The 23,872-nt window shown below is 70.7% G+C and carries 21 protein-coding genes and 1 riboswitch; of the genes, 2 read left to right on the top strand and 19 right to left on the bottom strand.

The window, feature by feature from the left end; translation table 11 throughout:
- Window positions 1-3: 3 nt before the first annotated feature.
- Window positions 4-190: riboswitch (cyclic di-AMP (ydaO/yuaA leader) on the bottom strand.
- Between the two features lie 367 nt (window positions 191-557).
- Window positions 558-1,355: a tyrosine-protein phosphatase gene (locus ACIRF8_RS36060; RefSeq protein ID WP_404222213.1), complete on the top strand. Its 798-nt coding sequence runs from the start codon at window positions 558-560 to the stop codon at window positions 1,353-1,355.
- 19 nt (window positions 1,356-1,374) lie between these two features.
- On the opposite strand, the gene ACIRF8_RS36055 is transcribed toward ACIRF8_RS36060, so the two are convergent.
- The 19 genes from ACIRF8_RS36055 to ACIRF8_RS35965 form a co-directional block, all read right to left on the bottom strand.
- The gene (locus ACIRF8_RS36055; RefSeq protein ID WP_404222210.1) at window positions 1,375-1,539 is read right to left on the bottom strand and encodes a DUF6126 family protein; all 165 of its coding nucleotides are present in this window, start codon (window positions 1,537-1,539) and stop codon (window positions 1,375-1,377) included.
- Window positions 1,532-2,167, bottom strand: a complete 636-nt coding sequence (locus ACIRF8_RS36050) for a helix-turn-helix domain-containing protein (RefSeq protein WP_404222208.1) — start codon at window positions 2,165-2,167, stop codon at window positions 1,532-1,534. Before ACIRF8_RS36050 ends, ACIRF8_RS36055 begins: the two co-directional genes overlap by 8 nt.
- A gap of 73 nt (window positions 2,168-2,240) precedes the next feature.
- Window positions 2,241-3,626 (bottom strand): aspartate aminotransferase family protein, encoded by a 1,386-nt coding sequence (locus tag ACIRF8_RS36045; RefSeq protein ID WP_404222206.1) that lies wholly within the window; start codon window positions 3,624-3,626, stop codon window positions 2,241-2,243.
- Complete coding sequence (gene dxs / locus ACIRF8_RS36040) at window positions 3,623-5,530, bottom strand: 1-deoxy-D-xylulose-5-phosphate synthase (protein ID WP_404222204.1); 1,908 nt, start codon at window positions 5,528-5,530, stop codon at window positions 3,623-3,625. The genes ACIRF8_RS36045 and dxs overlap by 4 nt, the downstream gene beginning before the upstream one ends.
- A gap of 34 nt (window positions 5,531-5,564) precedes the next feature.
- Window positions 5,565-6,731 carry a flavodoxin-dependent (E)-4-hydroxy-3-methylbut-2-enyl-diphosphate synthase gene (gene ispG / locus ACIRF8_RS36035; RefSeq protein WP_404222202.1) on the bottom strand — a complete coding sequence of 389 codons (1,167 nt, stop codon included), beginning with the start codon at window positions 6,729-6,731 and terminating at the stop codon, window positions 5,565-5,567.
- Between the two features lie 7 nt (window positions 6,732-6,738).
- A complete protein-coding gene (hpnH, locus tag ACIRF8_RS36030; RefSeq protein ID WP_404222200.1) occupies window positions 6,739-7,761 on the bottom strand; it encodes an adenosyl-hopene transferase HpnH in 1,023 nt (340 codons plus the stop codon).
- A 5-nt stretch (window positions 7,762-7,766) separates the two neighbouring features.
- Window positions 7,767-8,435 (bottom strand): 1-hydroxy-2-methyl-2-butenyl 4-diphosphate reductase, encoded by a 669-nt coding sequence (locus ACIRF8_RS36025; RefSeq protein WP_404222198.1) that lies wholly within the window; start codon window positions 8,433-8,435, stop codon window positions 7,767-7,769.
- A complete protein-coding gene (gene shc, locus ACIRF8_RS36020) occupies window positions 8,432-10,444 on the bottom strand; it encodes a squalene--hopene cyclase (protein ID WP_404222196.1) in 2,013 nt (670 codons plus the stop codon). The genes ACIRF8_RS36025 and shc overlap by 4 nt, the downstream gene beginning before the upstream one ends.
- 103 nt (window positions 10,445-10,547) lie before the next feature.
- Window positions 10,548-11,633 carry a polyprenyl synthetase family protein gene (locus ACIRF8_RS36015; protein ID WP_404222270.1) on the bottom strand — a complete coding sequence of 362 codons (1,086 nt, stop codon included), beginning with the start codon at window positions 11,631-11,633 and terminating at the stop codon, window positions 10,548-10,550.
- 62 nt (window positions 11,634-11,695) lie between these two features.
- The gene (gene hpnE, locus ACIRF8_RS36010; RefSeq protein ID WP_404222194.1) at window positions 11,696-13,123 is read right to left on the bottom strand and encodes a hydroxysqualene dehydroxylase HpnE; all 1,428 of its coding nucleotides are present in this window, start codon (window positions 13,121-13,123) and stop codon (window positions 11,696-11,698) included.
- 166 nt (window positions 13,124-13,289) lie between these two features.
- On the bottom strand, window positions 13,290-14,240 hold the full coding sequence (gene hpnD, locus ACIRF8_RS36005) for a presqualene diphosphate synthase HpnD (RefSeq protein ID WP_404222192.1): 951 nt from the start codon (window positions 14,238-14,240) through the stop codon (window positions 13,290-13,292).
- A complete protein-coding gene (gene hpnC, locus ACIRF8_RS36000) occupies window positions 14,237-15,109 on the bottom strand; it encodes a squalene synthase HpnC (RefSeq protein ID WP_404222190.1) in 873 nt (290 codons plus the stop codon). The genes hpnD and hpnC overlap by 4 nt, the downstream gene beginning before the upstream one ends.
- Window positions 15,110-15,538: 429 nt before the next feature.
- Entirely contained in the window at window positions 15,539-16,324 is a 786-nt protein-coding gene (locus ACIRF8_RS35995; protein ID WP_404222188.1) for an ABC transporter ATP-binding protein, read from the bottom strand.
- The gene (locus tag ACIRF8_RS35990; protein WP_404222186.1) at window positions 16,317-17,246 is read right to left on the bottom strand and encodes an ABC transporter permease; all 930 of its coding nucleotides are present in this window, start codon (window positions 17,244-17,246) and stop codon (window positions 16,317-16,319) included. The genes ACIRF8_RS35995 and ACIRF8_RS35990 overlap by 8 nt, the downstream gene beginning before the upstream one ends.
- Before the next feature lie 94 nt (window positions 17,247-17,340).
- Window positions 17,341-18,222 carry a glycosyltransferase family 2 protein gene (locus ACIRF8_RS35985; protein ID WP_404222268.1) on the bottom strand — a complete coding sequence of 294 codons (882 nt, stop codon included), beginning with the start codon at window positions 18,220-18,222 and terminating at the stop codon, window positions 17,341-17,343.
- 17 nt (window positions 18,223-18,239) lie between these two features.
- Window positions 18,240-19,019 (bottom strand): CDP-alcohol phosphatidyltransferase family protein, encoded by a 780-nt coding sequence (locus tag ACIRF8_RS35980; protein ID WP_404222184.1) that lies wholly within the window; start codon window positions 19,017-19,019, stop codon window positions 18,240-18,242.
- The gene (locus ACIRF8_RS35975) at window positions 18,997-20,064 is read right to left on the bottom strand and encodes an iron-containing alcohol dehydrogenase family protein (RefSeq protein ID WP_404222182.1); all 1,068 of its coding nucleotides are present in this window, start codon (window positions 20,062-20,064) and stop codon (window positions 18,997-18,999) included. Before ACIRF8_RS35975 ends, ACIRF8_RS35980 begins: the two co-directional genes overlap by 23 nt.
- Window positions 20,052-20,804 (bottom strand): sugar phosphate nucleotidyltransferase, encoded by a 753-nt coding sequence (locus tag ACIRF8_RS35970; RefSeq protein WP_404222179.1) that lies wholly within the window; start codon window positions 20,802-20,804, stop codon window positions 20,052-20,054. Before ACIRF8_RS35970 ends, ACIRF8_RS35975 begins: the two co-directional genes overlap by 13 nt.
- Entirely contained in the window at window positions 20,801-22,573 is a 1,773-nt protein-coding gene (locus ACIRF8_RS35965) for a DUF5941 domain-containing protein (RefSeq protein WP_404222266.1), read from the bottom strand. The genes ACIRF8_RS35970 and ACIRF8_RS35965 overlap by 4 nt, the downstream gene beginning before the upstream one ends.
- A gap of 265 nt (window positions 22,574-22,838) precedes the next feature.
- Between ACIRF8_RS35965 and galE the strand changes: the two genes are divergently transcribed.
- Complete coding sequence (gene galE, locus ACIRF8_RS35960; RefSeq protein ID WP_404222176.1) at window positions 22,839-23,831, top strand: UDP-glucose 4-epimerase GalE; 993 nt, start codon at window positions 22,839-22,841, stop codon at window positions 23,829-23,831.
- Window positions 23,832-23,872: the final 41 nt, after the last annotated feature.

Here is a 23,872-nt window from a genome sequence, read left to right as displayed (position 1 = left end):
CGGTTTTCCTCTCCGTCGCCTACGAGGTGAGCTGTCGGGTTCGGGCTGGAGATGCCCGGCCGGTTCCGGCACGCGGACCCGGCTTCACCCCTAGCCGCTGTCGGGGAATTCCCTCGGCGGCGTACTGCCTGTGGGTCCCCCGCTCCTGCCGTGACGGGTAGTCGTCTCGGATTCCGGGCGGCGGCAGGATTAGGCGTTCCGCCCGGAGTGAGTGGTGACGATAAGCCGACGAGAAAGGCGGCGACAAACATCCCATTCACAGGAAGGGTTGTTTTCTTGATCGTCCGAGCGCTTTCCGTGTCACCCTGCGTCGATGCCGACGCTTTACCAACGCCATACCCGCAAGGAATTACCGAGGAAGAAATGCGGGAGGGCCGCCACGGACGGTCACCGTTATGAGCCTGCTCACGCGACCTCCCCCCATCGCCCCTATTTTGCTGACACTTACCTTGAAAGCCGCCCAAAACGGACAGATAGATGCCCTGGGAATCCATGTCGTATCGTCAGAGCGCGCCCGCCGACGAGCAACGCCGGTGACCTGACCGGGAGGAGCCCCCGTGACGCAGCACGCCCCGCCCACCGAGCCCCAGTTGTCCGGAGTCCGCAACTTCCGTGATGTGGGCGGACTGCCGACCGTGGACGGCCGGCGCGTGCGCCCGGGCGTGCTCTTCCGCAGCGGCCACCTCGCCCACGCCACCGCCGAGGACGCCGCGTTCCTCGCCGGGCTCGGCCTGCACACCGTCTTCGACTTCCGCAACGCCGCGGACCTGCGCCTCGAGGGCCCCGATGTCGAGCTGCCCGGCGTGCGCAACGTGAACCTGCCGCTGAGCGACCCGGCCGACGGCGCCGAGTTCTGGAAGATGGTCCGCGACGGCGACATAGACCAGCTCCGCGCCCTGCTCTCCGAGGGCCGCGCGGCCAACCGCATGATCACGTCGTACCGCTCGATCATCTCCGGGCGCACCGCCGAGCACAGCCGCGTCCTGCACGCGCTCGCCGACGCCAGCGTGCCCGCCCTGATGCACTGCGCGGCGGGCAAGGACCGCGCGGGCCTGTCGATCGCCGTGACGCTGCTCGCCGTGGGCGTGGAGCGCGACGCCATCGAGGCGGACTACCTGGAGTCGAACGCCAAGCACCGCCGCTACAAGGTGCGCCGCAGCGCCACCTCGGGCGACGCCTACTCCCCCGAGGTCATGGAGCTGATCGGCCCGCTCTTCGACGCCCGTGCCGACTATCTCCGCGCGGCCTTCGAGACCATCGAGCAGACCTGGGGCGGCACGGAGCGCTACTTCGAGGAGGGGCTGCGCTTCGGCGCGGCCGACCGCGAGCGGCTGCGCGAGCGGCTCCTCGACTGACCCGCGCCACCGGCTCCCCCTACTGGCCTCCGCCGACCGAGAACAGCAGGTAGAGGAAGGCGGCGAGGGCGTGCCCGGCGAAGACGTACACGAGGACCCGCACCCAGATGCCGCGGGGCAGCTTGTCCTCGATGTTCCGGCGGTCGGGCCGCTCGGTCGCGCCGTGTTCGGTGGCGTCACTCATGGTCGGACCTCCCGGGTCGGACGGCCGCCGGGCCGAGGCACAGCGCGGCGGTCGGACTCTGCAACAGGGTGTGGACGAAAAGGAGTACGGCCCCGCCCCGGTCCGCCGCGGCGATCCGGTGCGGGGTGAGCGAGTCGAAATGCGCGCTGTCCCCGGGGTCGAGCCGGTAGGACGTGTCCCCGAGGCGCAGCCGCAGCCGCCCTTCGAGGACGTAGAGCCATTCCTCGCCGGGATGGACGCGCACGATGTCGCCCTGCGACCCGTACGGCACCCGGACCCGCAGGGCCTGCATGCCGCGGCCGGGGGCGCCCGCCTGGACGTACGTCCAGCCGTCGGCCTCGGTCGCTTCCACGGCGCCGGCCCGCACCACGGCGTCGCGGTCGGCCGGGGTCTCGCCGAGGAGTTCGGAGACCGTCGTACCGTAGATACGGGCGAGTGCCAGCAGCATCGGGAGCGATGGCTGCCGCTGACCCGTCTCCAGGCGTGACAGGTGCGCGGGCGACAGACCGGCGGAGCGGGCCGCGGCCTCCAGGGTGAGGGCGGCGCGACGGCGCAGGGCGCGCAACTGGGGCGCGACGGCGGGCAGCTCCGGGGGGCGCGGAGCCTCCTCGGGGAGGGCGGGGCTCATGCTTCGATTCAGCCAGAGACATGCCTCTGGGGCAAATTTATTGCCCCAGAGGCAAAAGCCGTCGCGGGGAGGGTCAGCGGTTGGCGACCGCCTGCTTGATCAGTGTCTTGCTGAAGTCCCACATCAGGCCGCCGCCGCTGTGCGCGTCGTCCATCACGGCGGTGAACGCCTCCACGAACCGCTCGACGTCGCTCTCGTCCACGACGAGCGGCGGGATCAGCTTGATGACTTCGAGGTGGTCGCCGGAGACCTGGGTCAGGATGCGGTGCTTTTGCAGCAGCGGCACGACGACCATCTGCGCGAACAGGCCCTTGCGGGCGGCCTGGAGCATGGTCCAGCGGCTGCGCAGCTTCAGCGACCTGGGCCTGCCGAACTCGATGCCGATCATGAGTCCGCGCCCGCGGACGTCGCTCAGGAGCTCGTAGTGGTCGATGAGCGCGGTGAGGCGTGACATCAGCAGTTCGCCCATGACCCGGGCGTTGGCGACGGTCTCCTCGTCCTCCATGACGGAGAGGACGGCGAGCCCGGCCGCCATGGCCTGGGCGTTGGACCCGAAGCTCGCCGAGTGGACGAGGACGCGGTCCATGGAGGAGTAGACCTTCTTGAAGATCCAGTCCTTGCCGAGCGTCGCCCCGACCGGCACGTATCCGCCGGACAGCGCCTTGGCGACGCACACGAGGTCCGGCTCCACACCGTCCTCGTGCTGGTAGGCGTAGAAGTCGCCGGTGCGGCCGAGGCCGGTCTGCACCTCGTCGGCGATGAGCAGCGCCTTGTGCCGGTGCAGGAGTTCCTGGGCGGCCCGCAGATAGCCCGGCGGCGCCTCGTGCACGCCCTTGCCCTGGATCGGCTCGACGATGAGCGCCGCGACGTCGCCCTTCCGCAACTCCCGTGCCAGCGCGTCGAGATCGCCGAGCGGTACGGCCGTGTCGGGCAGCAGCGGGGCGAAGCCGTCGCGGAAACCGTCCTCGCCGTTGACCGACAGCGACCCGGTGGTCAGACCGTGGAAGGCGTGCGCGCAGTACAGGACGCGCGGCCTGCCGGTGGCGTAGCGGGCGAACTTCAGCGCGGTCTCCACGGCCTCGGTGCCGCTGTTGCCGAAGAAGACCCGGTCCAGATGCGGGCTGTGCGTCAGCAGTTTCTCGGCGAGCAGGCCCGGCAGCGGCTGGCAGTCGAACCGGGTCAGATCGGCGAGGGAGGCGTCGAGGACGTCGTGCAGCGCCTTGCGGACGACGGGATGGTGGCGGCCGAGGCCCATGACACCGAAGCCGGCCAGCATGTCCAGGTAGTCGTTGCCGTCCGCGTCCCAGAAGTGCGCGCCCTCGGCCCGCTCGTACACCTTGTCGAAGCCGATGGTGTGGAGCATCTTCGGCAGTTGGTGGTTGAGGTACTTGGTGTGCAGTTCGTACCGTTCACCGCCGCGCTCGGCCAGCAGTTGCCCGAGGTCGAACTCCTTGGTCATACGTCGTTCTCCTTGCCGGCCTTCTTCGATGTGCTGGCTTTCAGGTGCAGGCTCGTACTGATCCGTCCCGCGATCTCCACCGGCGTCAGTCCGATGTCGGCGAGCACTTCGGCGCGTTTCGCGTGCCCCAGGAACTGCTCGGGGATCCCGAAGCGCCGCACAGGGACGTCGACCTCGGCCTCGCCGAGGGCCAGGGCGACGGCCGAACCGACGCCCGCCGCCCGGCTGTTGTCCTCCACGACGGCGACGAGTTCGTGCCGGGCCGCCAGCGGCGCGAGGTCCGGGTCGACCGGCTTGACCCACCGCGGGTCGACCACCGTGCAGGGGATGCCGCGCGCCTCCAGCAGCTCGGCCGCCTGGAGGCAGACGGGCGCCATGACGCCGACGGAGACGAGCAGGACGCGCGCCCCCTGCGACCGGTGCAGCACGTCGAGGCCGCCGACCCGGTCGACCGCCGGTATCGGCGCCCCCACGGACTCCTTGGGGAAGCGCAGCAGGGTCGGGGCGTCGTCCACGGCGACAGCTTCCCTCAGTTGCGCCCGGAGTTGGTCGGCGTCGCGCGGCGCGGCGATCCTGAGGCCCGGCACGACCTGGAGGATCGACATGTCCCACATGCCGTTGTGCGAGGCGCCGTCGACGCCGGTCACACCGGCCCGGTCGAGCACGAAGGTCACTCCGCACCGGTGCAGCGCGACGTCCATGAGGAGTTGGTCGAAGGCGCGGTTGAGGAAGGTGGCGTAGACGGCGACCACCGGGTGCAGACCGCCGGTCGCGAGGCCCGCGGCCGAGACGGCGGCGTGCTGCTCGGCGATCCCGACGTCCCAGACCCGGCCCGGGAACTCCTGGGCGAACTTCGTGAGGCCCACCGGGTGCAGCATGGCGGCGGTGATGGCGACGACGTCCTCGCGCTCGCGGCCGATCTTCGCGATCTCGTCCCCGAACACCGAGGTCCAGGACGGCCCGTTGGAGGGGGCGAGCGGCTCGCAGGTCAGCGGGTCCATGACGCCCACGGTGTGGAAGCGGTCCGCCTCGTCGGCGAGCGCGGGCTCGTAGCCGCGCCCCTTCTCGGTCAGGCAGTGCACGAGGACGGGGCCGTGGAAGCGTTTGGCCCGGCGCAGCGCGGACTCCATGGCGCCCACGTCGTGCCCGTCGATGGGCCCTACGTACTTCAGGCCGAGGTCCTCGAACATGCCCTGCGGCGCGAACGCGTCCTTGAAGCCCTTCTTGGCGCCGTGCAGGGACTCGTACACCGTGTGCCCGACCACGGGGGTGCGCAGGAGGACGTCCTTGCCCCAGGCCAGCACCTTCTCGTAGCCGTCCGTCGTGCGCAGGGTGGCCAGGTGGTCGGCGAGGCCGCCGATGGTCGGGGCGTAGGAGCGCTCGTTGTCGTTGACGACGATGATCAGCGGGCGGTCCTTGGCGGCGGCGATGTTGTTCAGCGCCTCCCAGGCCATGCCGCCGGTGAGGGCCCCGTCGCCGATGACGGCGACCACGTGTCCCCGCTCGCCCTGCACCTGGCGGGCCTTGGCGAGGCCGTCGGCCCAGCCGAGGGCGGTGGAGGCGTGGCTGTTCTCCACGATGTCGTGCTCGGACTCCTCGCGCGAGGGGTAGCCGGAGAGGCCGCCCTTGCCGCGCAGCTTCGAGAAGTCCTGACGCCCCGTCAACAGCTTGTGCACGTAGCTCTGGTGGCCCGTGTCCCAGACGAGCCGGTCGACGGGCGACTCGAAGACCCGGTGGAGCGCGATGGTCAGTTCCACCACGCCCAGGTTGGGTCCGAGATGCCCGCCGGTTCTCGCGACCGCGTGGATCAGGAACTCCCTGATCTCCCCGGCCAGTTCGTCGAGCTCCTCCTCGCTCAGCGCCTTCAGGTCGCGCGGCCCCCGGATGGTCTCCAGAATCGTCACGCTCGAGCCCCCTTCCCGTTCGAACCCAGCGAACTCAGGCCACGGTGACGCCGGGCGCACCCGACGCGACGCCGTCCTTCTCCATCTGCTCGGCGATCTTCATAGCCTCCTCGATCAGCGTCTCCACGATCTTCGACTCGGGCACGGTCCTGACGACCTCGCCCTTGACGAAGATCTGCCCCTTGCCGTTGCCGGAGGCCACGCCGAGGTCGGCCTCGCGGGCCTCACCGGGACCGTTGACGACACAGCCCATGACGGCCACGCGCAACGGCACCTCCATGCCGTCGAGCCCCGCGGCCACCTCGTCGGCCAGCTTGTAGACGTCGACCTGCGCCCGCCCGCAGGACGGGCAGGACACGATCTCCAGGCGCCGCTGCCGCAGGCCCAGCGATTCCAGGATCTGGGTGCCGACCTTGACCTCCTCGGCGGGCGGCGCCGACAGTGAGACGCGGATGGTGTCGCCGATGCCCTCGCTGAGCAGCGCGCCGAAGGCGACAGCGGACTTGATGGTGCCCTGGAAGGCGGGGCCCGCCTCCGTCACCCCGAGGTGCAGCGGGTAGTCGCAGGCGGCGGCGAGCTGCCGGTAGGCGTTGATCATCACCACGGGGTCGTTGTGCTTGACCGAGATCTTGATGTCGCCGAAGCCGTGCTCCTCGAAGAGGGACGCCTCCCACAGCGCCGACTCGACGAGCGCCTCCGGTGTCGCCCTGCCGTACTTCTCCAGCAGCCGTCGGTCCAGCGAACCGGCGTTGACCCCGATCCGGATGGGCGTCCCCGCGTCGGCCGCGGCCCGCGCGATCTGCTTCACCTGGTCGTCGAACTTCTTGATGTTGCCCGGGTTGACGCGCACCGCCGCGCACCCCGCGTCGATGGCGGCGAACACGTACTTCGGCTGGAAGTGGATGTCCGCGATCACCGGGATCTGCGACTTGCGCGCGATGGTCGCGAGGGCGTCCGCGTCGTCCTGCGTGGGGCACGCCACCCGCACGATCTGACAGCCCGAGGCGGTCAGCTCGGCGATCTGTTGCAGCGTGGCCCCGATGTCCGAGGTCCGTGTCGTCGTCATCGACTGCACGGAGACCGGCGCGCCGCCTCCCACGGGTACCGGTCCGACCTCGATCCGGCGGCTCACACGCCGCTCGGCCAGGGGACGGACCGGTACCTCGGGGAGGCCAAGTGAGACGGGCTCTCCGGAGCTCATGGCGTCGTCACCCACGGTTCCCGGCGACGGTCTCGGTCATCGCGCGCAGGGACTCCTTGAGGGAGCCCATGGTGGCGAGGACCGCGGTCGGCTCGTAACCGCAGTGCGCCATGCAGTTGGCGCAGCGCGGGTCCTTGCCGCGGCCGTACGCCTCCCAGTCGGTCTCCTCGATCAGCTCGCGGTACGTCGGTACGTACCCGTCGCTCATCAGGTAGCAGGGCCGCTGCCAGCCGAACAGGGAGTAGTTCGGGATCGCCCACGCGGTGCACGGGAAGTCGACCTTGCCCTCCAGGAAGTCGAGGAACAAGGGCGAGTGGTTGAGGCGCCAGCGCCGCCGGTTGCCGCCCGCGAACGCCTTCTTGAACAGCTCGCGGGTCTGGGTGACGCCGAGGAAGTGCTCCTGGTCGGGGGCCTTCTCGTAGGCGTAGGCGGGCGAGATCATCATCTCGTCGACCGCGAGGTCGTCGTTGAGGTAGTTCATCACCTCGATGATGTTCTGCGGGGTGTCGTTGTTGAAGAAAGTGGAGTTGGTGGTGACCCGGAAGCCGCGCTTCTTGGCCTCCTTGATCGCCTCCACCGCCTCGTCGAAGACGCCTTCCTTGGCGACGGACTCGTCGTGGCGTTCGCGCATGCCGTCGATGTGCACGGTGAACGCGAAGAACGGCGACGGGGTGAACTTGTCCATCTTCTTGCGCAGCAGCATGGCGTTGGTGCAGAGGAAGACGTACTTCTTCTTCGCCACCAACTGCCGCACGATCTCATCGATCTGAGGGTGCATCAGCGGCTCGCCGCCGGCGATCGACACCATCGGCGCACCGGACTCCAGGACGGCGCCCACGGCCTGGGCGACGGGCATGCGCTGCTTGAGCACGCCGGCCGGGTGCTGGATCTTTCCGCAGCCCTCGCACTTCAAATTGCAGGCGAAAAGCGGCTCCAATTCGACAATGAGCGGAAACTTGTCCCGCCTGCGGATCTTCTGTTCAGCGAGATACGTCGCAACCTTGATGGACTGACGAAGCGGCATGACCATGTGGCTCACCTCCGGGGGAGCAGCAAAGAGCGGTGCCATTCGAAAAAAGCGGGAAGGACGGCACGAAGGACACGGAAAGCCGATAGTCCACCGCGAAGAGTGCCGATCCGGACGAGTTCATGTTCTGGAGCGTCGACCACCACCCGGACGGCCGCAACCGGGCGGCCGTCGGATCTCCCGGCCGTCGAAGCCGCGCGCAGCGTGGCCGCGGACTCCATGTCGACCGCGATCGCGCCGGTGGCGAGCAGGTCACCGCGCTCGTGGCCGCGGATCACGTGATCGGAGCCGGTGAGCGGCCCGGTGTGCACGGTTCGGCCGGGCACGGCCTTGACCAGCTCTTTCACCAGGAGATCCGTGCCCGCGCAGGGCGTGTGGCCCTGCGCGTCGCGGGTCTCGTCGGCCACGACCAGGTCACCCGGGTGCATCCCGGGGGCGAGCCCGGCGCAGAAGCCGGTGGCGACCACGGCGGCGTCCCCGAGCGCGTCGCCCGCCAGGGCGCGTGCCATGGCGCGTTCGGCGGCCCTGGGGCCCATGCCCGTCCGCAGCACGGTCATGGGCGTCGTGGCTCCGGCGCGGCTGCCGGTGCGCAGGGCGAAGTGCTCGATGCCCAGCGCGCACGCGACGAGCAGCGGCATGGTGTCCGGCGGCGGCGTGGCCGCCGGACCCTCGCTCATCCGCGTCCCTCGGCCGCCGCGGCGGCCAGGTCGGCGAACGGCTCACCGTGGACATACCGGCCGAGCGCGGTCAGCGGGAAGACGTGCCGGTACAGGTGGTAGTTGATCGAGAAGTCCCAGGGGAAGCCGGTGCCGGTGAAGTACGGCTCGTCCCAGGTGCCGTCCGCCGTCTGGGTCGCGACGAGGAACTCGATCCCCCGCTCGACGGCCTTGGAGTCCCGCTCCCCCGCCGCGAGCAGCGCGAGCAGCGCCCAGGCGGTCTGCGAGGCCGTGGAGACGCCGCGGCCCTTCCAGTCCTCGTAGCGGTAGGAGCGCAGGTCCTCGCCCCAGCCGCCGTCCTCGTTCTGCACGGATTCGAGCCAGGTGACGGCGCGCCGGATCGCGGGGTGCGAGACGGGCAGCCCCGCCGCTGTCAGGGCCGGGACCACCGACCCTGTGCCGTATACGTAGTTGACGCCCCAGCGGCCGAACCAGGCGCCGTTGTCCTCCTGTTCGGCGAGCAGCCACTCGATGCCGCGCCGGGTGCGCGGGTCGTGCGACCTGCCCTCGACGGCGAGCATCTCGACGACGTGCCCGGTGACGTCGGCGGACGGCGGGTCGATCACCTCGCCGAAGTCGCAGAACGGCAGCCGGTTGGGGAACGGGCTGGTGTTGTCGACGTCGAAGGCGCCCCACGCCCCGTTCCTCGACTGCATGCCGAGGTTCCAGCGCACGCCGCGCTCGATGGCCTTCTCCACGCGCGCCCGGTCCGGGTGGCGGACCCGGCGCAGGGCGAGCACGACCTCGGCGGTGTCGTCGATGTCGGGGTAGTTGTCGTTGTGGAACTCGAACGCCCAGCCGCCGGACTCCAGCCCGGGTCTGCGCACCGACCAGTCGCCGGGCCGGTCGATCTGCTCGTCCAGCATCCATGTCGCGGCCTTGACGAGGCTCGGGTGGTCGGCGGGCAGTCCGGCGTCCGCGAGCGCGATGGTGGCGAGGCAGGTGTCCCAGACCGGGGACTGGCAGGCCTCGATCATCCGGGACCCGTCCTCGCGCCACACGGCGAACCGGTCGAGCGAGGCCAACCCGGCCTTCAGGACCGGGTGTTCGAGGTCGTAGCCGACCAGGTGCAGGGCGATCACGGAGTAGACGGCGGGCGGCTGGATGCCGCCCCAGCAGCCGTCGTTCTCCTGGCGTTCGATGATCCAGCGCGCCGCGGAGTTGACGGCGGATCTGCGCAACCGCTTGAGGGCGATTTTCTGGTAGCCGTGCATGAGCTTGTCGAGCCGCTGGAAGGCGCCGTCCCAACTGGCCATCGGCGCGAGGGGGGTGGCCGGGTTGGGGTCGCGCGGGTCGGTGTGCAGCTCGTCCAGCGGGAACGGCGCGGGCCGCACCGGGCGCTTCGCGGACACGATGGTGAGCGGCACGATGGTCTGCCGCGCCCAGCATCCGAAGTCGTAGATGTTGAGCGGCATCCACTTGGGGAAGTAGATGAGCTCGGGCGGGAGTTCGGGGAGGTCGTCCCACTTCCACCAGCCGAACAGGGCCAGCCAGATCCGGGTGAAGACGCGGCTCGCCGCGATGCCGCCGTGCTCGCGGATCCAGGCGGAGGCCCTGGCCATGTGCGGGTCCTCGGGGGCGTCCCCGGCGAGGCGCAGGGCGACGTACGCCTCGATGGTGGTGGAGAGTTCGCCGGGTCCGCCGTGGAAGGTGGCCCAGGTGCCGTCCGCGCGCTGCTCCCCGCGGATGAAGAGGGCGGCGGCGTCGGTGGTGGCCTGGTCGCGGATGCCCAGGAACTGGCGCAGCAGCAGGTCCTCGGCGTCCATCGTCACGTTGGTGTCGAGGTCGCCCTTCCACCAGCCCTGGGCGTCCTGCCTGGCGAGCAGGAAGTCGGTGGCGCGCTGTATGGCTCGGTCGGCGGCGCCGGGTGTCCCGGCCGCCCCGGGGGTCGTGTCGGTCAGGGGGGCAGTGGTGGCCGAGGTCGCCTCGGGAGCTGGTGCTCCGGTGCTTCCGTCGGTCGTCGCTGTCATGGCTATCCCTTCGTGCAGTGGATCTTCTCTGCTGGGTAACCGTCGGCCGATGCCCTGGAGGGACACCGGCCGGCGACTGCGAGTCATATACGGCCGATAATGATCATCTCTTTCGTACGACGACGAAGTCGGCGAGCGCCGCGAACTGGGCACGCACCTGGTCCGGCATCTGGACGGAGTCCAGGGCTTCGAGGGCGACGGTGTGCTGGCGCCGCGCCTCCTCGGTGGTCCACTCGCGACCGCCGGCCTTCTCGATGAGGGCGGCACGGGCGGCGAACTCCGCCTCGGAGAAGGTGTCGAGGTCGCTCGCGGACGGGGTCCGCTCGTCGGGGTCCGTCCTGGCGTCGGCGGCGAGGAGTTCGGCGAGGCGCTCGGAGGCCGAGCCGCCCGCGGCGAGCGCCGCGACGACCGGTAGCGACTTCTTGCGCTGGCGCAGGTCGCTCCAGGTCTGCTTGCCGGTGGACTCCGGGTCGCCCCAGATGCCGAGCAGGTCGTCGACGGCCTGGAAGGCGAGGCCCAGGTGGTAGCCGTACTTCTCCAGGGCGTCGGCGTCGCGGTCGTTCGCGCCGCCGAGGACCGCGCCGATGGAGGAGGCGCAGGCGAGCAGGGCGCCCGTCTTGTTGCCCTCCATCTCCAGGCACTCCTCGACGCTGACGCGCTCGCGGTGCTCGTAGGAGATGTCCTGCGCCTGACCGTCGATCAGGGCGCGGCTGGCGGTGGTGAGGCGGCGGGTGGCGCGGCCCGCGTCGACCGAGGCGATCTCCAGGAGTACCTCGTTGGCGAGGGCGAACAGGGCGTCGCCGACCAGGATGGCCTGGGCGGGGCCGTGCACCTTCCAGACGGTGTCGCGGTGCCTGCGCTGCTCGTCGCCGTCCATCAGGTCGTCGTGCAGCAGCGAGAAGTTGTGGACGAGTTCGACGGCGACGGCGCCGGGCACGCCGACCTCGGGCGAGGCGCCCGCGGCCTGCGCGGAGAGCACCGCGAGGGCCGGGCGCACGGCCTTGCCGCCGTCGCCGTCGGAGGGGTTGCCCGCCGCGTCGATCCAGCCGAAGTGGTAGGCGGCGACGGTGTCCATGGGCGGCGCGAGGCGGCTCACCGCCTTCTTGAGCACCGGAGTGGCCAGGGTGCGGCCGCGCTCCAGAAGCGCGGTCACGTCCACCGCGTCGGCAGCCGCTTCGGCCGAGGGCACAGGTGGCACAGTCTCTCCTTGGGTAACCGATGTCGGCGTGGCAGCCGGGGTGAGTTCGATGCTCACGCCGCCTCCCGGAACAGATGGCCGCGCGGGCGGCCGAGTGCGGCGAGCGCCGCGTCCGCGGCGCTGGTGCCGCTGCGGACCGCGCCCTCCATGGTCGCGGGCCACCCGGTGGCGGTCCACGCACCGGCCAGGTACAGGCCGGGAACATTCGTGCGGGCGGAGGGCCGCAGGGCTCCGACGCCGGGGGTCGGCGCGAAGGTCGCCGTCCGCTCACGGGTGACGAAGAAGTCGTGCACTTTCGCACCCCGCGCGGCGGGCAGCAGCCGCTCCAGCTCCGGGAGGTAGCGCTCGCGCAGTACGGCGACGGGCTCGTCGATCTCGCCCTGCGCCGCCGACTGCGACACCGCCAGGTACTGGCCCTCGGTCAGACCGGAGGCGTCCGTCCGGTCGAAGACCCACTGGACCGGGGAGCCGAGCGCCGTGAAGAAGGGCTGCTTGAGGACCTTGCGGTCGTAGACGACGTGCAGGTTGAGGATGGGCGCGGTGCCGATGTCGAGGAGCCGGCGGGGGTCGTCGAGCGCACCCTCGGGCAGCAGGTCGTGCGCCTCGCGCTGCGGTACGGCGAGCACGACGGTGTCCGCGGTGAGGAGCCGGCCGGACGTGTCCGGCCCCTCGGGAACCTCCACGGCCCAACGTCCGTTCTCGGTACGGGAGATGGAGGTGACGCGTGTACGGAGTTCGGTGCGTACGCCCGCGGAGTCGAGCGCCTTGCGGGCGAGCGTGTCGTGGAGTTCGCCGAGGGGCACCCGGGCCCAGCCGATGTCGGCAGCGCCGGGCTCGGACAGCAGCCCGGTCTTGAACACCATGGCGGCGAGGCCGAGCGAGGCGTCGCCCGCCACCGCGTTCAGGGTCGCCACGCCGACCAGGTCCCACAGCGCCTCGACGGCCCGCGGCGACTGGCCGTGCTCCGCCAGCCAGGAGCCGAAGTCCCGCGCGTCGAGCGCCGGATCCATGGGGTCGAGGCCCTTGAGCGCGAGTGCGGCGCGTCCGACGTTGACGCGTTCGGCCAGGGACAGATGCGGGTACGTGGCGAGGCTCTTGGCCAGGTGCAGCGGTACGGGCAGCGCGGTGCGCCGCAGTCGGCCGAGCCGGTTGCGATCCGCGTCGAGGACGGGCACGTCGAGACGTTCCTGCACGGGGGCGAGCGGCGTGGCGTCGATGCGGTCGAGGAACCAGCGGTAGGCGGTGCAGCAGCGCAGGTACACGTGTTGCCCGTTGTCGACGGTGAGGTCGCCGCGCTTGAAGGAGAAGGCCAGGCCGCCGAGGCGGGGCCGCCCTTCGAGGAGCGTCACGTCCATGCCGCCGTCGGCGAGGGAGAGCGCCGCCGTGACCCCCGCGAGCCCGCCGCCGACGACCACCGCGACGGGACTCGGCCGGTACGCGTCCGCGTCGCGCGCTTCCGCTGCCGTGTTGCCGGTGCTCATACGGCCTCTCCCTCGGTGCTGCCCTCGGTGCGTGCGACCAGCGTGCGGCGGGGTTCGACGGGTGCGGCGAACGCCCGGCAGGTCGTTGCCTCCAGGGACGCCGGGCCACCCCGGAGGGTTGCGCGCCGCTTCGCGTCGGAGCGGACAGGGAGCACCGGGAGCCCCATCAGGCGCGCCTCCTGAGCGCGGCCCGGGAGACGGTGCGCGCGTCGAGGCCGGACAGGCCCCGCACGGCGACATACGCCTTCTCGTGGCCGGGCAGCGAGACGCGACCGCGGAGCACGGCCTCCGGCTCGCGCTCGATGCGGTCGAGCAGGCGCCGGTAGATCCCGGCCATGGCGGCGACGCAGGCGCCGGAGCGCCGGTCGAGCAGGGGCAACAGCCGGTAGCCCTCGGCGAACAGGGCGCGGGCGCGGCGCACCTCGAAGTGCACGAGTCCGGCGAAGTCCGAACCGGCGGGCGGCACGGGGCCGTCGAACCCGGCCGAGCAGCCGAACTTGCCCAGGTCGTCGGCGGGCAGATAGGTGCGTCCGTCGGCGGCGTCCTCGCGGACGTCCCGGAGGATGTTGGTCAGTTGGAGTGCGAGGCCGAGCGTGTCGGCATACTCGGGCGCGCGATCGGCGTCGCGCGCCCCCGGTTCGGTTCCGAACACGCCCAGGGAGACCCGCCCGATGGCGCCGGCGACGCACCGGCAGTACACCTTCAGGTCGTCCCAGGTCTCGTACCGCTCACCGCGCAGGTCCATCAGGACCCCGTCGATCAGCTCGTCGAGCCCGCCGAGCGGGATCGGGAACCGGTTCGCGGCGTGCGTGAGCGCGACGGCCACCGGATCGGTGTCGTCCTCGTCGACCTTGCCGTCACGGACCCGGCCGAGCAGCGCCCGGGTCTCCTCGAGCCGCTGCGCCTTCACCTCCGGCGCGAGTGTGCCGTCGCCGATGTCGTCGACGCGGCGCGAGAACGCGTACACCGCCGACATGGCGCGCCGCTTCGCGGTCGGCAGCAGTCGGATGCCGTAGGCGAAGTTGCGGGCCTGGTGGCCGGTGACGGTCTCGCAGTAGCTGTATGCGGCGAGCACCGGTGCCGAGACCTGCTGGTCAGACTCCACGGTTTTGCTCACCCCTCTCCTCGCAGAGTCGCTCCCACCTCGCGCAGCAGTTGGAGCTTGGTGGGTTTGGGCGGTCCAGGAAGGACGTCGTACGAAACGGCGGTGATCGATCGGACCGCCGCTTTCCCCCCACCCACGAACCCGGCCAGCAGCAGCTTCAGCCTGCCGTGGACGCTACCCACGAGGGGGGTGCCTTCATTCAGGAGCCGGAGGGCGCGTTCCGCTTCGAACGCGACCAGAGCGCGCACCGATGCGCCTGCGGTCGGTACGGCGAGATCCGACTCCTGGACGTGGAACTGTTTCATGTCTTCGGCGGGGAGGTAGATGCGGTCACGGCCCAGGTCCTCGGCGACGTCCTGCAGGTGCTCGACGATCTGCAGGGCCGTGCAGACCGCGTCCGAGAGGCGCACGCGCTCGGGGGTCGAGGTACCGGTGATGGCGAGGACGAGACGACCGACCGGGTTGGCGGACAGTTCGCAGTAGGCGAGCAGGTCGTCGTAGGTCTCGTAGCGCGTGACGAGCTGGTCCTGGCGGTTGGCCGCGATCAGGCCGAGGAACGGTTCGGGGGTGAGCGAGCGGCGCCGCACGGTCGGCTGGAGGGCGCGCAGCAGTGGGTGCCCCGGCGTGGAGTCGAAGACGCGGCGCAGGTCGGCCTCGAAGGCGTCGAGCATCGCGAGCCTGTCGTCCGCCTGTTCGGGCGGGATGCCGAGCCAGTGGGCGTCGGCGCCGCCGGGGGCGAGGTCGCCGTCCCCGATGTCGTCGACGAGACGCGCGAACCCGTACACCGCCATCAGGTCGTCCCGCCAGGCGCGCGGCAGGAAGAAGGGGGCCACCGGGAAGTTCTCGTCGGCGGCCTTGTCGAGGGTGGAAGATGCGCTCACCGGGCGCGGTCCGCATGCGGAACGACGGCGAAAGCCTCGTGGACCTGGAGAGTTTCCGTAGCCAATGCCGTCACATCTCCCGTTCTACACTGCGGACGTAATACATCCTATTTCGGACACGCCGCCCGGACGTCCGGGCAACCGACCCTCCCCCACGGGGTCGGGGTATCGCGCATTATCGCCCCACTTGCCGCGAATAAGCACCGGTACAGCTTACGTTGTACAACGATGGTCGCCGCGGCGGGGTGTTCCGCACATCACAACAACACACCGATTGGCGCCAAGATTCCTTGCGGGCAAGGAAGTTGACCCGCCCTTGACCGTGATCGCCGTCGACGCGGCCAAGTAGTTGGCAGATACAGGCATATCAGAGGCCCCACCAAGAGGGTTCGGTGGGGCCTCCTATGACGCGGCCGGGAAGTCGGGCGGTTACCTGCCCGTGAACTTCTCGTACTCCTTCAGTACCTCGGCCGTCGGACCGTCCATACGCAGTTCTCCGCGCTCCAGCCAGAGAACGCGGTCGCAGGTGTCGCGGATGGACTTGTTGTTGTGACTGACCAGGAAGACCGTGCCGGCCTCCTTGCGCAACTCGCGGATGCGTTCCTCGGAACGCTTCTGGAACTTGCGGTCACCCGTGGCCAGGGCCTCGTCGATCATCAGCACGTCATGGTCCTTGGCGGCCGCGATGGAGAAACGCAGCCGGGCGGCCATGCCCGAGGAGTAGGTACGCATCGGCAGCGTGATGAAGTCGCCCTTCTCGTTGATGCCCGAGAAATCGACGATGTCCTGGTAGCGCTCCTTGATCTCCTCGCGGGACATGCCCATCGCGAGGCCGCCGAGGATGACGTTGCGCTCGCCCGTCAGGTCGTTCATCAGGGCCGCGTTCACGCCGAGCAGCGAGGGCTGGCCGTCGGTGTAGACCTTGCCCCTCTCCGCGGGCAGCAGGCCCGCGATGGCGCGCAGCAGCGTCGACTTGCCCGACCCGTTCGAGCCGATCAGGCCGATGGCCTCGCCGCGGTAGGACGTGAAGGAGACACCGCGTACGGCGTGCACCTTGCGCACGCCACGTTCCTCGCCGCGCTTGAGTATGCGGCTCAGGGCCGAGGTGGCGCTTCCCTTGCCGGTCTTGGCGCCGTTGACGCGGTACACGATGTGCAGGTCGTCGGCGATGACCGTGGGGACGCGGGCATCGGTCGTCTTGTCGAGATCAGCCACGGCCGTACCGCTCCTCGGACTTCCAGAAGTAGATGAAGCCACCGACCGCCACGACCACGGCCCAGCCGAGCGCGACCGCCCAGACGTGCGGCGGCAGCCACTCGCGGGGGTAGCCGTCGACCAGCGCGAAGCGCATGAGGTCCATGTAGATGGCCGCCGGGTTCCACTGGAGGACGTCCGCGATCCACTGCGGCTTGCCCTTCAGCATGATCGGGATGGCGAACATGACGCCGGACGCGTACATCCACGTACGCATGACGAACGGCATGAGCTGGGCCAGGTCGGGGGTCTTGGCGCCGGCCCGCGCCATGATCAGGGCGAGGCCCACGTTGAAGAGGAACTGGAGCACGAGGACCGGGACGATCAGCAGCCAGCGCAGGCCGGGGAAGCTGCCGAAGGCGCACGCCACGATGAACAGCACGATCATCGAGAACAGCAGTTGCTGGAGCTGCTGGAGCGCGAAGGAGACCGGCAGCGAGGCGCGCGGGAAGTGCAGGGCCCGCACCAGGCCGAGGTTGCCCGAGATGGCCCGGACGCCCGCCATGACGGAGGACTGCGTGAAGGTGAAGACGAAGACCCCCGTCACCAGGAACGGGATGTAGACCTCCTTGTCCATGCCCCGGTTGGCGCCGAGGATCAGACCGAAGATCAGGTAGTAGACGAGCGCGTTCAGGAGCGGCGTCGCGACCTGCCAGACCTGGCCGAGCTTGGCCTGGCTGTACTGGGCGGTCAGCTTCGCCTGGGAGAAGGCGATGATGAAGTGGCGCCGGCTCCAGAGCTGTCGTACGTACTCGAACAGTCCGGGACGGGCTCCGCTGACGGACAAGCCGTACTTGGCGGCGAGCTCGGCCGGGGAGAGCCCGTCGTCGGGCGACGGAGCCGCGGTCACCGCGACCGCTCCGTCATGCGTTGTCTCACTCACAAGGGGAACTTTCGTCTTCAAAAGCGCAGCCTGATCGGGCATGGGCGGGAGCCCCGGGCCGGGGCCCGGCCGAATGCTCCCAGAGTCGAGCTTGTCAGATGACAGGAGGTCGGCCCAGTCGGGTCAGGCGCCACACCGTACGCCACTTCATGGGCCGCCTGGGCCCGCAGGACGTGGTCCAGCCCTCCTTGAAGCCACCGAACCAGGCTTTCAGGGCCGGGCCCGAGGGACGGCGGGCCAGCGTGAGGAGCAGCCACACGCCGAGGTAGACGGGCACCAGGGGCGCGGGCAGGTTGCGGCGGGCGAGCCAGACGCGGTTGCGGGCCACCATGCGGTGGTAGACCGCGTGCCGGGACGGCGCCGTGGTCGGGTGGTTGAGCACCATGTCGGCGCGGTAGTCGATCATCCAGCCCGCGTCGAGGGCACGCCAGGCGAGGTCGGTCTCCTCATGGGCGTAGAAGAACGCGTCGGGCAGACCGCCGACCTCGGCGATGACCCGCGTACGGACCGCGTTGGCGCCGCCCAGGAACGTCGTCACGCGCGAGGAGCGCATCGGGTCGGCGGCGCGCAGCCGCGGCACGTGACGGCGCTGGGTCTCACCGGTCTCCGGGTCGGCGATCCGGAAGCTGATGATGCCGAGCTTCGGATCGGCGGCGAAGGCCGCCCGGCACAGCTCGGCCGTGTCGGTCAGGGCGAGCAGGCCGTCGTCGTCGAGGAAGAGCAGGATGTCGACGTCGGAGCCGGAGGGCCCGAACGCCTCGATGCCGACGTTGCGGCCGCCGGGGATGCCGAGGTTCTCCGGCAGTTCCACGGTGCGTACGTGGGAGGAGAACTCCGTGACGTCCGGGACCGGCGAGCCGTTGCCGACCACGACCACCTCGACCGGGTCGCCGTCCTGCTTGGCGACCGAGTCGAGGAGTGCGCGCAGCTCGGCCGGGCGGTTGCCCATGGTGATGACCACCGCGCCGACCTTCAGCCGCTGTGCCGGGGTGCTCACTTCAGCCTGCTCGAAGCGAGGATGGACACGAGGTGGAGCACCGTCTGGAGCAGCGCGATGCCCGCGAGGACGGCGACGCCGAGGCGCGTGAAGAACAGGTCGCCGCGGATCTGGTCCACGATCGCGAGGACCAGGATCAGCAGCGTCGCCTCGATGCCCAGGATCAGGCGGTGGAACTTGAGCGCGGCGGCGGCCTTGCGGGCCAGCGCCATGCCCGAGGCGCGGATCTCGGCGGCGGACTCCTGCACCGGGGGCTTGCCTGTCTGGTGGCGGGCGACGCCGACCAGGTCGGTCTCGGCCTTGATCAGGATGGCGCCGAGCGCGGCGAGCGTGCCGAGGAAGGCCCAGAGCCAGTCGATCCGGCCGGTGCCCCACAGGTCGGCGGCGCGCAGACCGAAGCCGACCAGGACGGCGGCGTCGGTGAGGTACGCGCCGACGCGGTCCATCCAGACGCCGGCGAGCGAGTACTGCTTGCGCCAGCGGGCGATCTCGCCGTCGACGCAGTCGAGCAGCAGATAGAGCTGGACCGCGACGACGCCGAGGACGGCACCCCAGATGCCCGGCACGAGCAGGGCGGGGGCCGCGAGGACGCCGCAGACGGTCATCAGGTACGTCAACTGGTTGGGTGTGACCCTGGTGTTCACCAGGTGGCGGTCGACACGCAGCGAGATCTCGCGCATGTAGAGCCGTCCGCCCCAGTGCTCACCACTGCGCCGGTCCTTGACGCCCGCGGGGTGAACGACCGGGCGGAGCTCAGCTACCGATGGCTTGTGCATAGTCGGCGTAGGCGTCCCTGATCTGGTCGGTGGAGAGGTCGAGGTGTTCGAGGATCGTGTAGCGGCCCGGCCGGGTCTGCGGAGCGAACTCCACGACCTTCACGAACTCCTCCACGGTGAAGCCGATCTCCTCGGGCAGCACGGGAAGGCCGTGTCGGCGCAGCACCGAAACCATGTAGGCGGACTCCTCGCGGGCGCCGCGCAGGTGCATCGCGAAGGCCGCGCCCAGGCCGCACTGCTCGCCGTGGCTGGCGGCGCGCTTGGGGTACAGGAGGTCGAAGGCGTGGTTGATCTCGTGGCAGGCGCCGGAGGCGGGCCGCGAGTCACCGGAGACCGACATCGCGATGCCGGTGAGGACCAGGCCCTCGGCGAGGACCTGGAGGAAGCCGTCGTCGCCGACGCCGCCGGGGTGGCGCAGGACGGCCTCGCCGGCCTGGCGGGCCATGGCGGCCGCGAGCCCGTCGATGTCCTCGCCGCGCTCACGGGCGGCCAGCTCCCAGTCGGCGATCGCGGAGATGTTGGAGAGGGCGTCGCCGATGCCGGAGCGCACGAACCGGACCGGTGCCTCGCGGATCACGTCGAGGTCGATGACGACCGCGATGGGGTTCGGCACGCCGTACGAGCCGCGGCCCGCGTCGTTGTCGAGGGTCGCCACGGGCGAGCACAGGCCGTCGTGCGACAGGTTCGTCGCGACGGCGACCAGCGGCAGGCCCACGCGCGCGGCGGCGAACTTGCCGCAGTCGATGATCTTGCCGCCGCCGAGTCCGACGATGGCGTCGTAGCGGCCCGCCTTCTTGATGTCGTCGCCGAGCTGGATGGCGTCGTCGAGGGTGCCGCCGCCGACCTCGAACCAGTCGGCGCGGGGCAGCGAGGGCTCCAGGCGGGCGCGCAGGGCGGCGCCCGAGCCACCGCTGATCGCGATGGCCAGGCGGCCCGTGGACGACGAGATCCGCTGGTCGGCGAGGACCCCGGCCAGGTCGTTGAGCGCCCCCGGCCGGATGTCGACGACGACCGGCGAGGGGATCAGCCTCGTCAGTACTGGCACGCGATCTCCCGGGCCTTGGCGAGGTCGTCGTGGTTGTCGATCTCGACCCACTTCACGTCGCCGATGGGGGCGACGTCGACCTTGAAGCCCCGGTTCACGAGCTCCTGGTAGCCGTCCTCGTAGTAGAGCTGCGGGTCGCGCTCGTAGGTGGCCTTCAGGGCGTCGGCCAGCTCGTCGGCGGCCTCGCCCTCGATGAGGGTGACACCGATGTACTCGCCGGTCGCCTCGGCCGGGTCCATCAGCTTGGTGATCTTCTGGACGCCCTTGGCGGGGTCGACGACGACCTTCATCTCCTCCTCGCCGAGGTCCTTCACGGTGTCGAGGGCGAGGATGATCTTCTTGCCGTCGCCGCGGGCGGCGAGCAGCGTCTTCTCGACGGAGACGGGGTGCACGGTGTCGCCGTTGGCGAGGATCACCGAGTGCTTGATGGCGTCACGGCCGCACCACAGCGAGTAGGCGTTGTTCCACTTCTCGGCGATGTCGTTCTCGATGAGCGTGAGCTTCAGGCCGTACTTCGCCTCGAGGTCCGCCTTGCGCTCGGCGACGACCTCCTTGCGGTAGCCGACGATGATGCCGACCTCTTCGAGGCCGATCTCGGCGAAGTTCTTGAGGGTGAGGTCGAGGACGGAGAGCTCGTTCTCGGTTCCCTCGCCCGCGACGGGCACGAGCGCCTTGGGGAGCGTCTCGGTGTAGGGGCGAAGCCGGCTGCCGGCGCCGGCGGCCAGGACGAGGCCGATCATGCGGGTTCTCCTTCATCGTGTACGGCGGGTGCTCCGCGTCGAGCGGAGGCGACCCAGAAGCGGATGCTCTCGGCGAGCACCACCAGTGCCACGGCCACGGCGAGAACCGTGAGCGCGAGCGTGAAATCTGTCGGTGTCAGCAGCGCGGCCAGCAAGGTGACCAGGAGAGTCCTGCCGTCGTGCCCGCCGATGGCGTGCACCAGCCAGCGCGGGGGCGCTCCCGTACCGCCGCGGATGCGGTACACCGTGTCGTAGTGATGGTAGGCGACGGCCGCCACCAGCCCGAATGCCGCGGGAAGCGCCCCCTGTACGTCCGCCTTGGCGGCGATCATGAGGACCGTGCCGTACTCGGCGGCCCGGAAGAAGGGCGGGACCAGCCAGTCCAGGGGGCCGGTGAGGGGTCCGGAGACGGCGAGGGAGGACAGGAGCGCGTAGGCGCAGGCCGCACCGAAGAAGGCCCAGCTCCCGTAGTCGGCCACGGCCACGTCGATGATGAGCAGGGCGGTGGCGACGGCGGCGAACAGCGGTGCGGCGTAGCCGCCGCCGCGCAGCTTGCGGATGGTCCCGCCGTCGAGAAGGCCGGTGTCGGCGAGGTCGGCGAGGGCCTGTGCGGCGCGCGGGGTGCGCTCGGCCTTGCGGGTCAGCGAGCGCAGGAGGCGTCCGGCGGTGGTGTAGCAGGCGGCGAGGGCGCAGCCGATCAGCAGGACGTAGAAGGTGATGCGGGGGGTGGTCACCGCGGTGAGGACCGCTATCAGCGCCCAGCGTTCGCCGATCGGCAGCACGATCATCCGGCGCACCCAGACCGTCCAGCCGACGCTGTCGAGCTTGTCGGAGAGGGCGGCGGTGGGGCTGGTGTTGGCCGTCGCGTCGTGATTCGCCTCGTTGAAGGAGAAGTCGACGACGTGGCGGCAGGTCTGGAGGACCATCGCGCCGAGTGCCAGGGCCCACACGTCGTCGCCGGTGGAGTTGGCCGCGCCGAGCGCGAGGCCCGCGTAGTACGCGTACTCCTTGGCGCGGTCGAAGGTGGCGTCCAGCCAGGCGCCGAGCGTCGAGTACTGGAGCGAGTACCGGGCGAGCTGCCCGTCGGTGCAGTCCAGGACGAAGGAGAAGAGGAGCAGCAGCCCGGCGGCGACGAAGCCGGGCCGGGTGCCGGTGGCCGCGCAGCCCGCCGCGACCAGGGCGGTGAGCAGCGAGGCGGTGGTGACCTGGTTCGGGGTCAGGCCGCGCCGCGCGCACCAGCGGGCGATGTACCGGGAGTACGGGCTGATGCAGTACGTGGTGAAGAAGCCGTCCCGGGCCTTGACCGCGGTGCGCAGCCGGATCGCCTCGTCGTCGACGGCGGCGACGGCCTGGCGGACCTCGTTGCGGGCCTGCGGGTCGGCGGGCACCGCGGCGACGAGTTCGCCGAGCTCGGGGCGGTGCACGTCGGTGCCGGCCGCCTCCAGGCGCTCGGCCACGGCGTCGGGCGCGGCACCGGCCTCCTGGACCGCCCGGTCCAGGGCCTGGCGGACCGCGGGCTGTGCGGTGACGGCGCCGGGGACGGCCGACGCGGGGAAGCGGGGATCGGTGAGGCCGAGACGCAGGGCGTGGACATGGCCCACGAAGCCCGCGTCGACGACCGCGACCCGCTGATCGCCGGGGACGCCGGCGAGCGCCGCTCGGGCGTCCGCCGCGTCCGGGGCGAGTCGTACGTCGAAGCCCAGTGCCCGCAGGTCGCCCTCCAGGGACGACCCGGGAACCGGCTGACCGGTGACAATGGCGGTCGACAGACGAACTCACTCCTTGGGTGCCGACGCGAGGGCGCCGGGCTCATGCACGGTGGAGGCGCCCGGAGCACAGTCCCTAGGGGTGGCCGGACGGCATGTCGGCAGAGGTTATCCGATGCCGGGAAGCGGGCGTTCACCGCCCGTTCACGCCCCGATCGACCCCTGTCCCACGCGGTCTGCGTGGTCCAGGCCGCCCGAGCATCATTGACGATCAAGGGCCCGTGCCACAAACCCGAGATCGGCGATGTCCCGCTTAGGGTGGTGCGTCATGACATGGCTGATCACCGGCGGAGCCGGATACATCGGGGCACATGTGGCACGGGCGATGGCGGACGCGGGGGAACGCGTCGTCGTCCTCGACAACGTGACGTCGGGGGTGCCCGACCGGCTGCCCGCGCGGATCCCGCTGGTACGCGGCTCGGCCCTGGACGCCGATCTGGTGCGCCGGGTCTGCGCCGAGCACGAGGTGAGCGGGGTCGTGCACCTCGCCGCGCACAAGCAGGTCGGCGAATCGGTCGAGAAGCCCGAGCTGTACTACCGGGACAACGTGGGCGGGCTCGCCACGCTGCTGGCGACGGTCGCGGCGGCGGGCGTACGCCGCTTCGTCTTCTCCTCGTCCGCGGCGGTCTACGGCAACCCCGACATCCCCGTCACCGACCTCATCACCGAGTCGACGCCGTGTGTTCCGGTCAACCCGTACGGCGAGACGAAACTGGCGGGCGAGTGGCTGGTGCGGGCGGCCGGGCACGCGCACGGGATGGCGACGGTGTGCCTGCGCTACTTCAACGTGGCGGGCGCCGCCGAGCCGAACCTCGCGGACATCGGGGTCTACAACGTGATCCCGATGGTCTTCGACCGGCTCACCCGCGGCGAGGCCCCGCGGATCTTCGGCGACGACTACCCGACGCCGGACGGCACGTGCGTACGCGACTACATCCACGTCGCCGATCTGGCCGAGGCGCATCTGGCGGCGGCCCGCAGGCTGGCGCGGCCCGGCGCGAGCGGCGATCTGACCCTCAACATCGGCACGGGCCGCGGTGTCTCGGTGCGCGAGCTGATCGACATGATCGCGGACGTCACCGGGGACCCGACGCCCGCGCTCGTCGAACCGCGCCGCCCGGGGGACGCGCCCCGCGCGGTGGGCTCCTCGGCGCTGGCGGCGAAGGAGCTCGGCTGGACGGCGACGCGCGATGTCCGGGACATGGTCGAGTCCGCCTGGGCGGGTTGGCGTCTGCGGCACCCCGAGGCGGTCGCCCGCTGACCGTGACACCGCGCTGACCTGCGGACATGCGCTCCCTCTCG

Origin of the sequence: Streptomyces sp. NPDC102406, from assembly GCF_044765725.1 — a bacterium.
Taxonomy (GTDB): Bacteria; Actinomycetota; Actinomycetes; order Streptomycetales; family Streptomycetaceae; genus Streptomyces.
The sequence above is the reverse complement of the archived record's forward strand: the minus strand, read 5'-3'. Positions and strand labels throughout refer to the sequence as shown.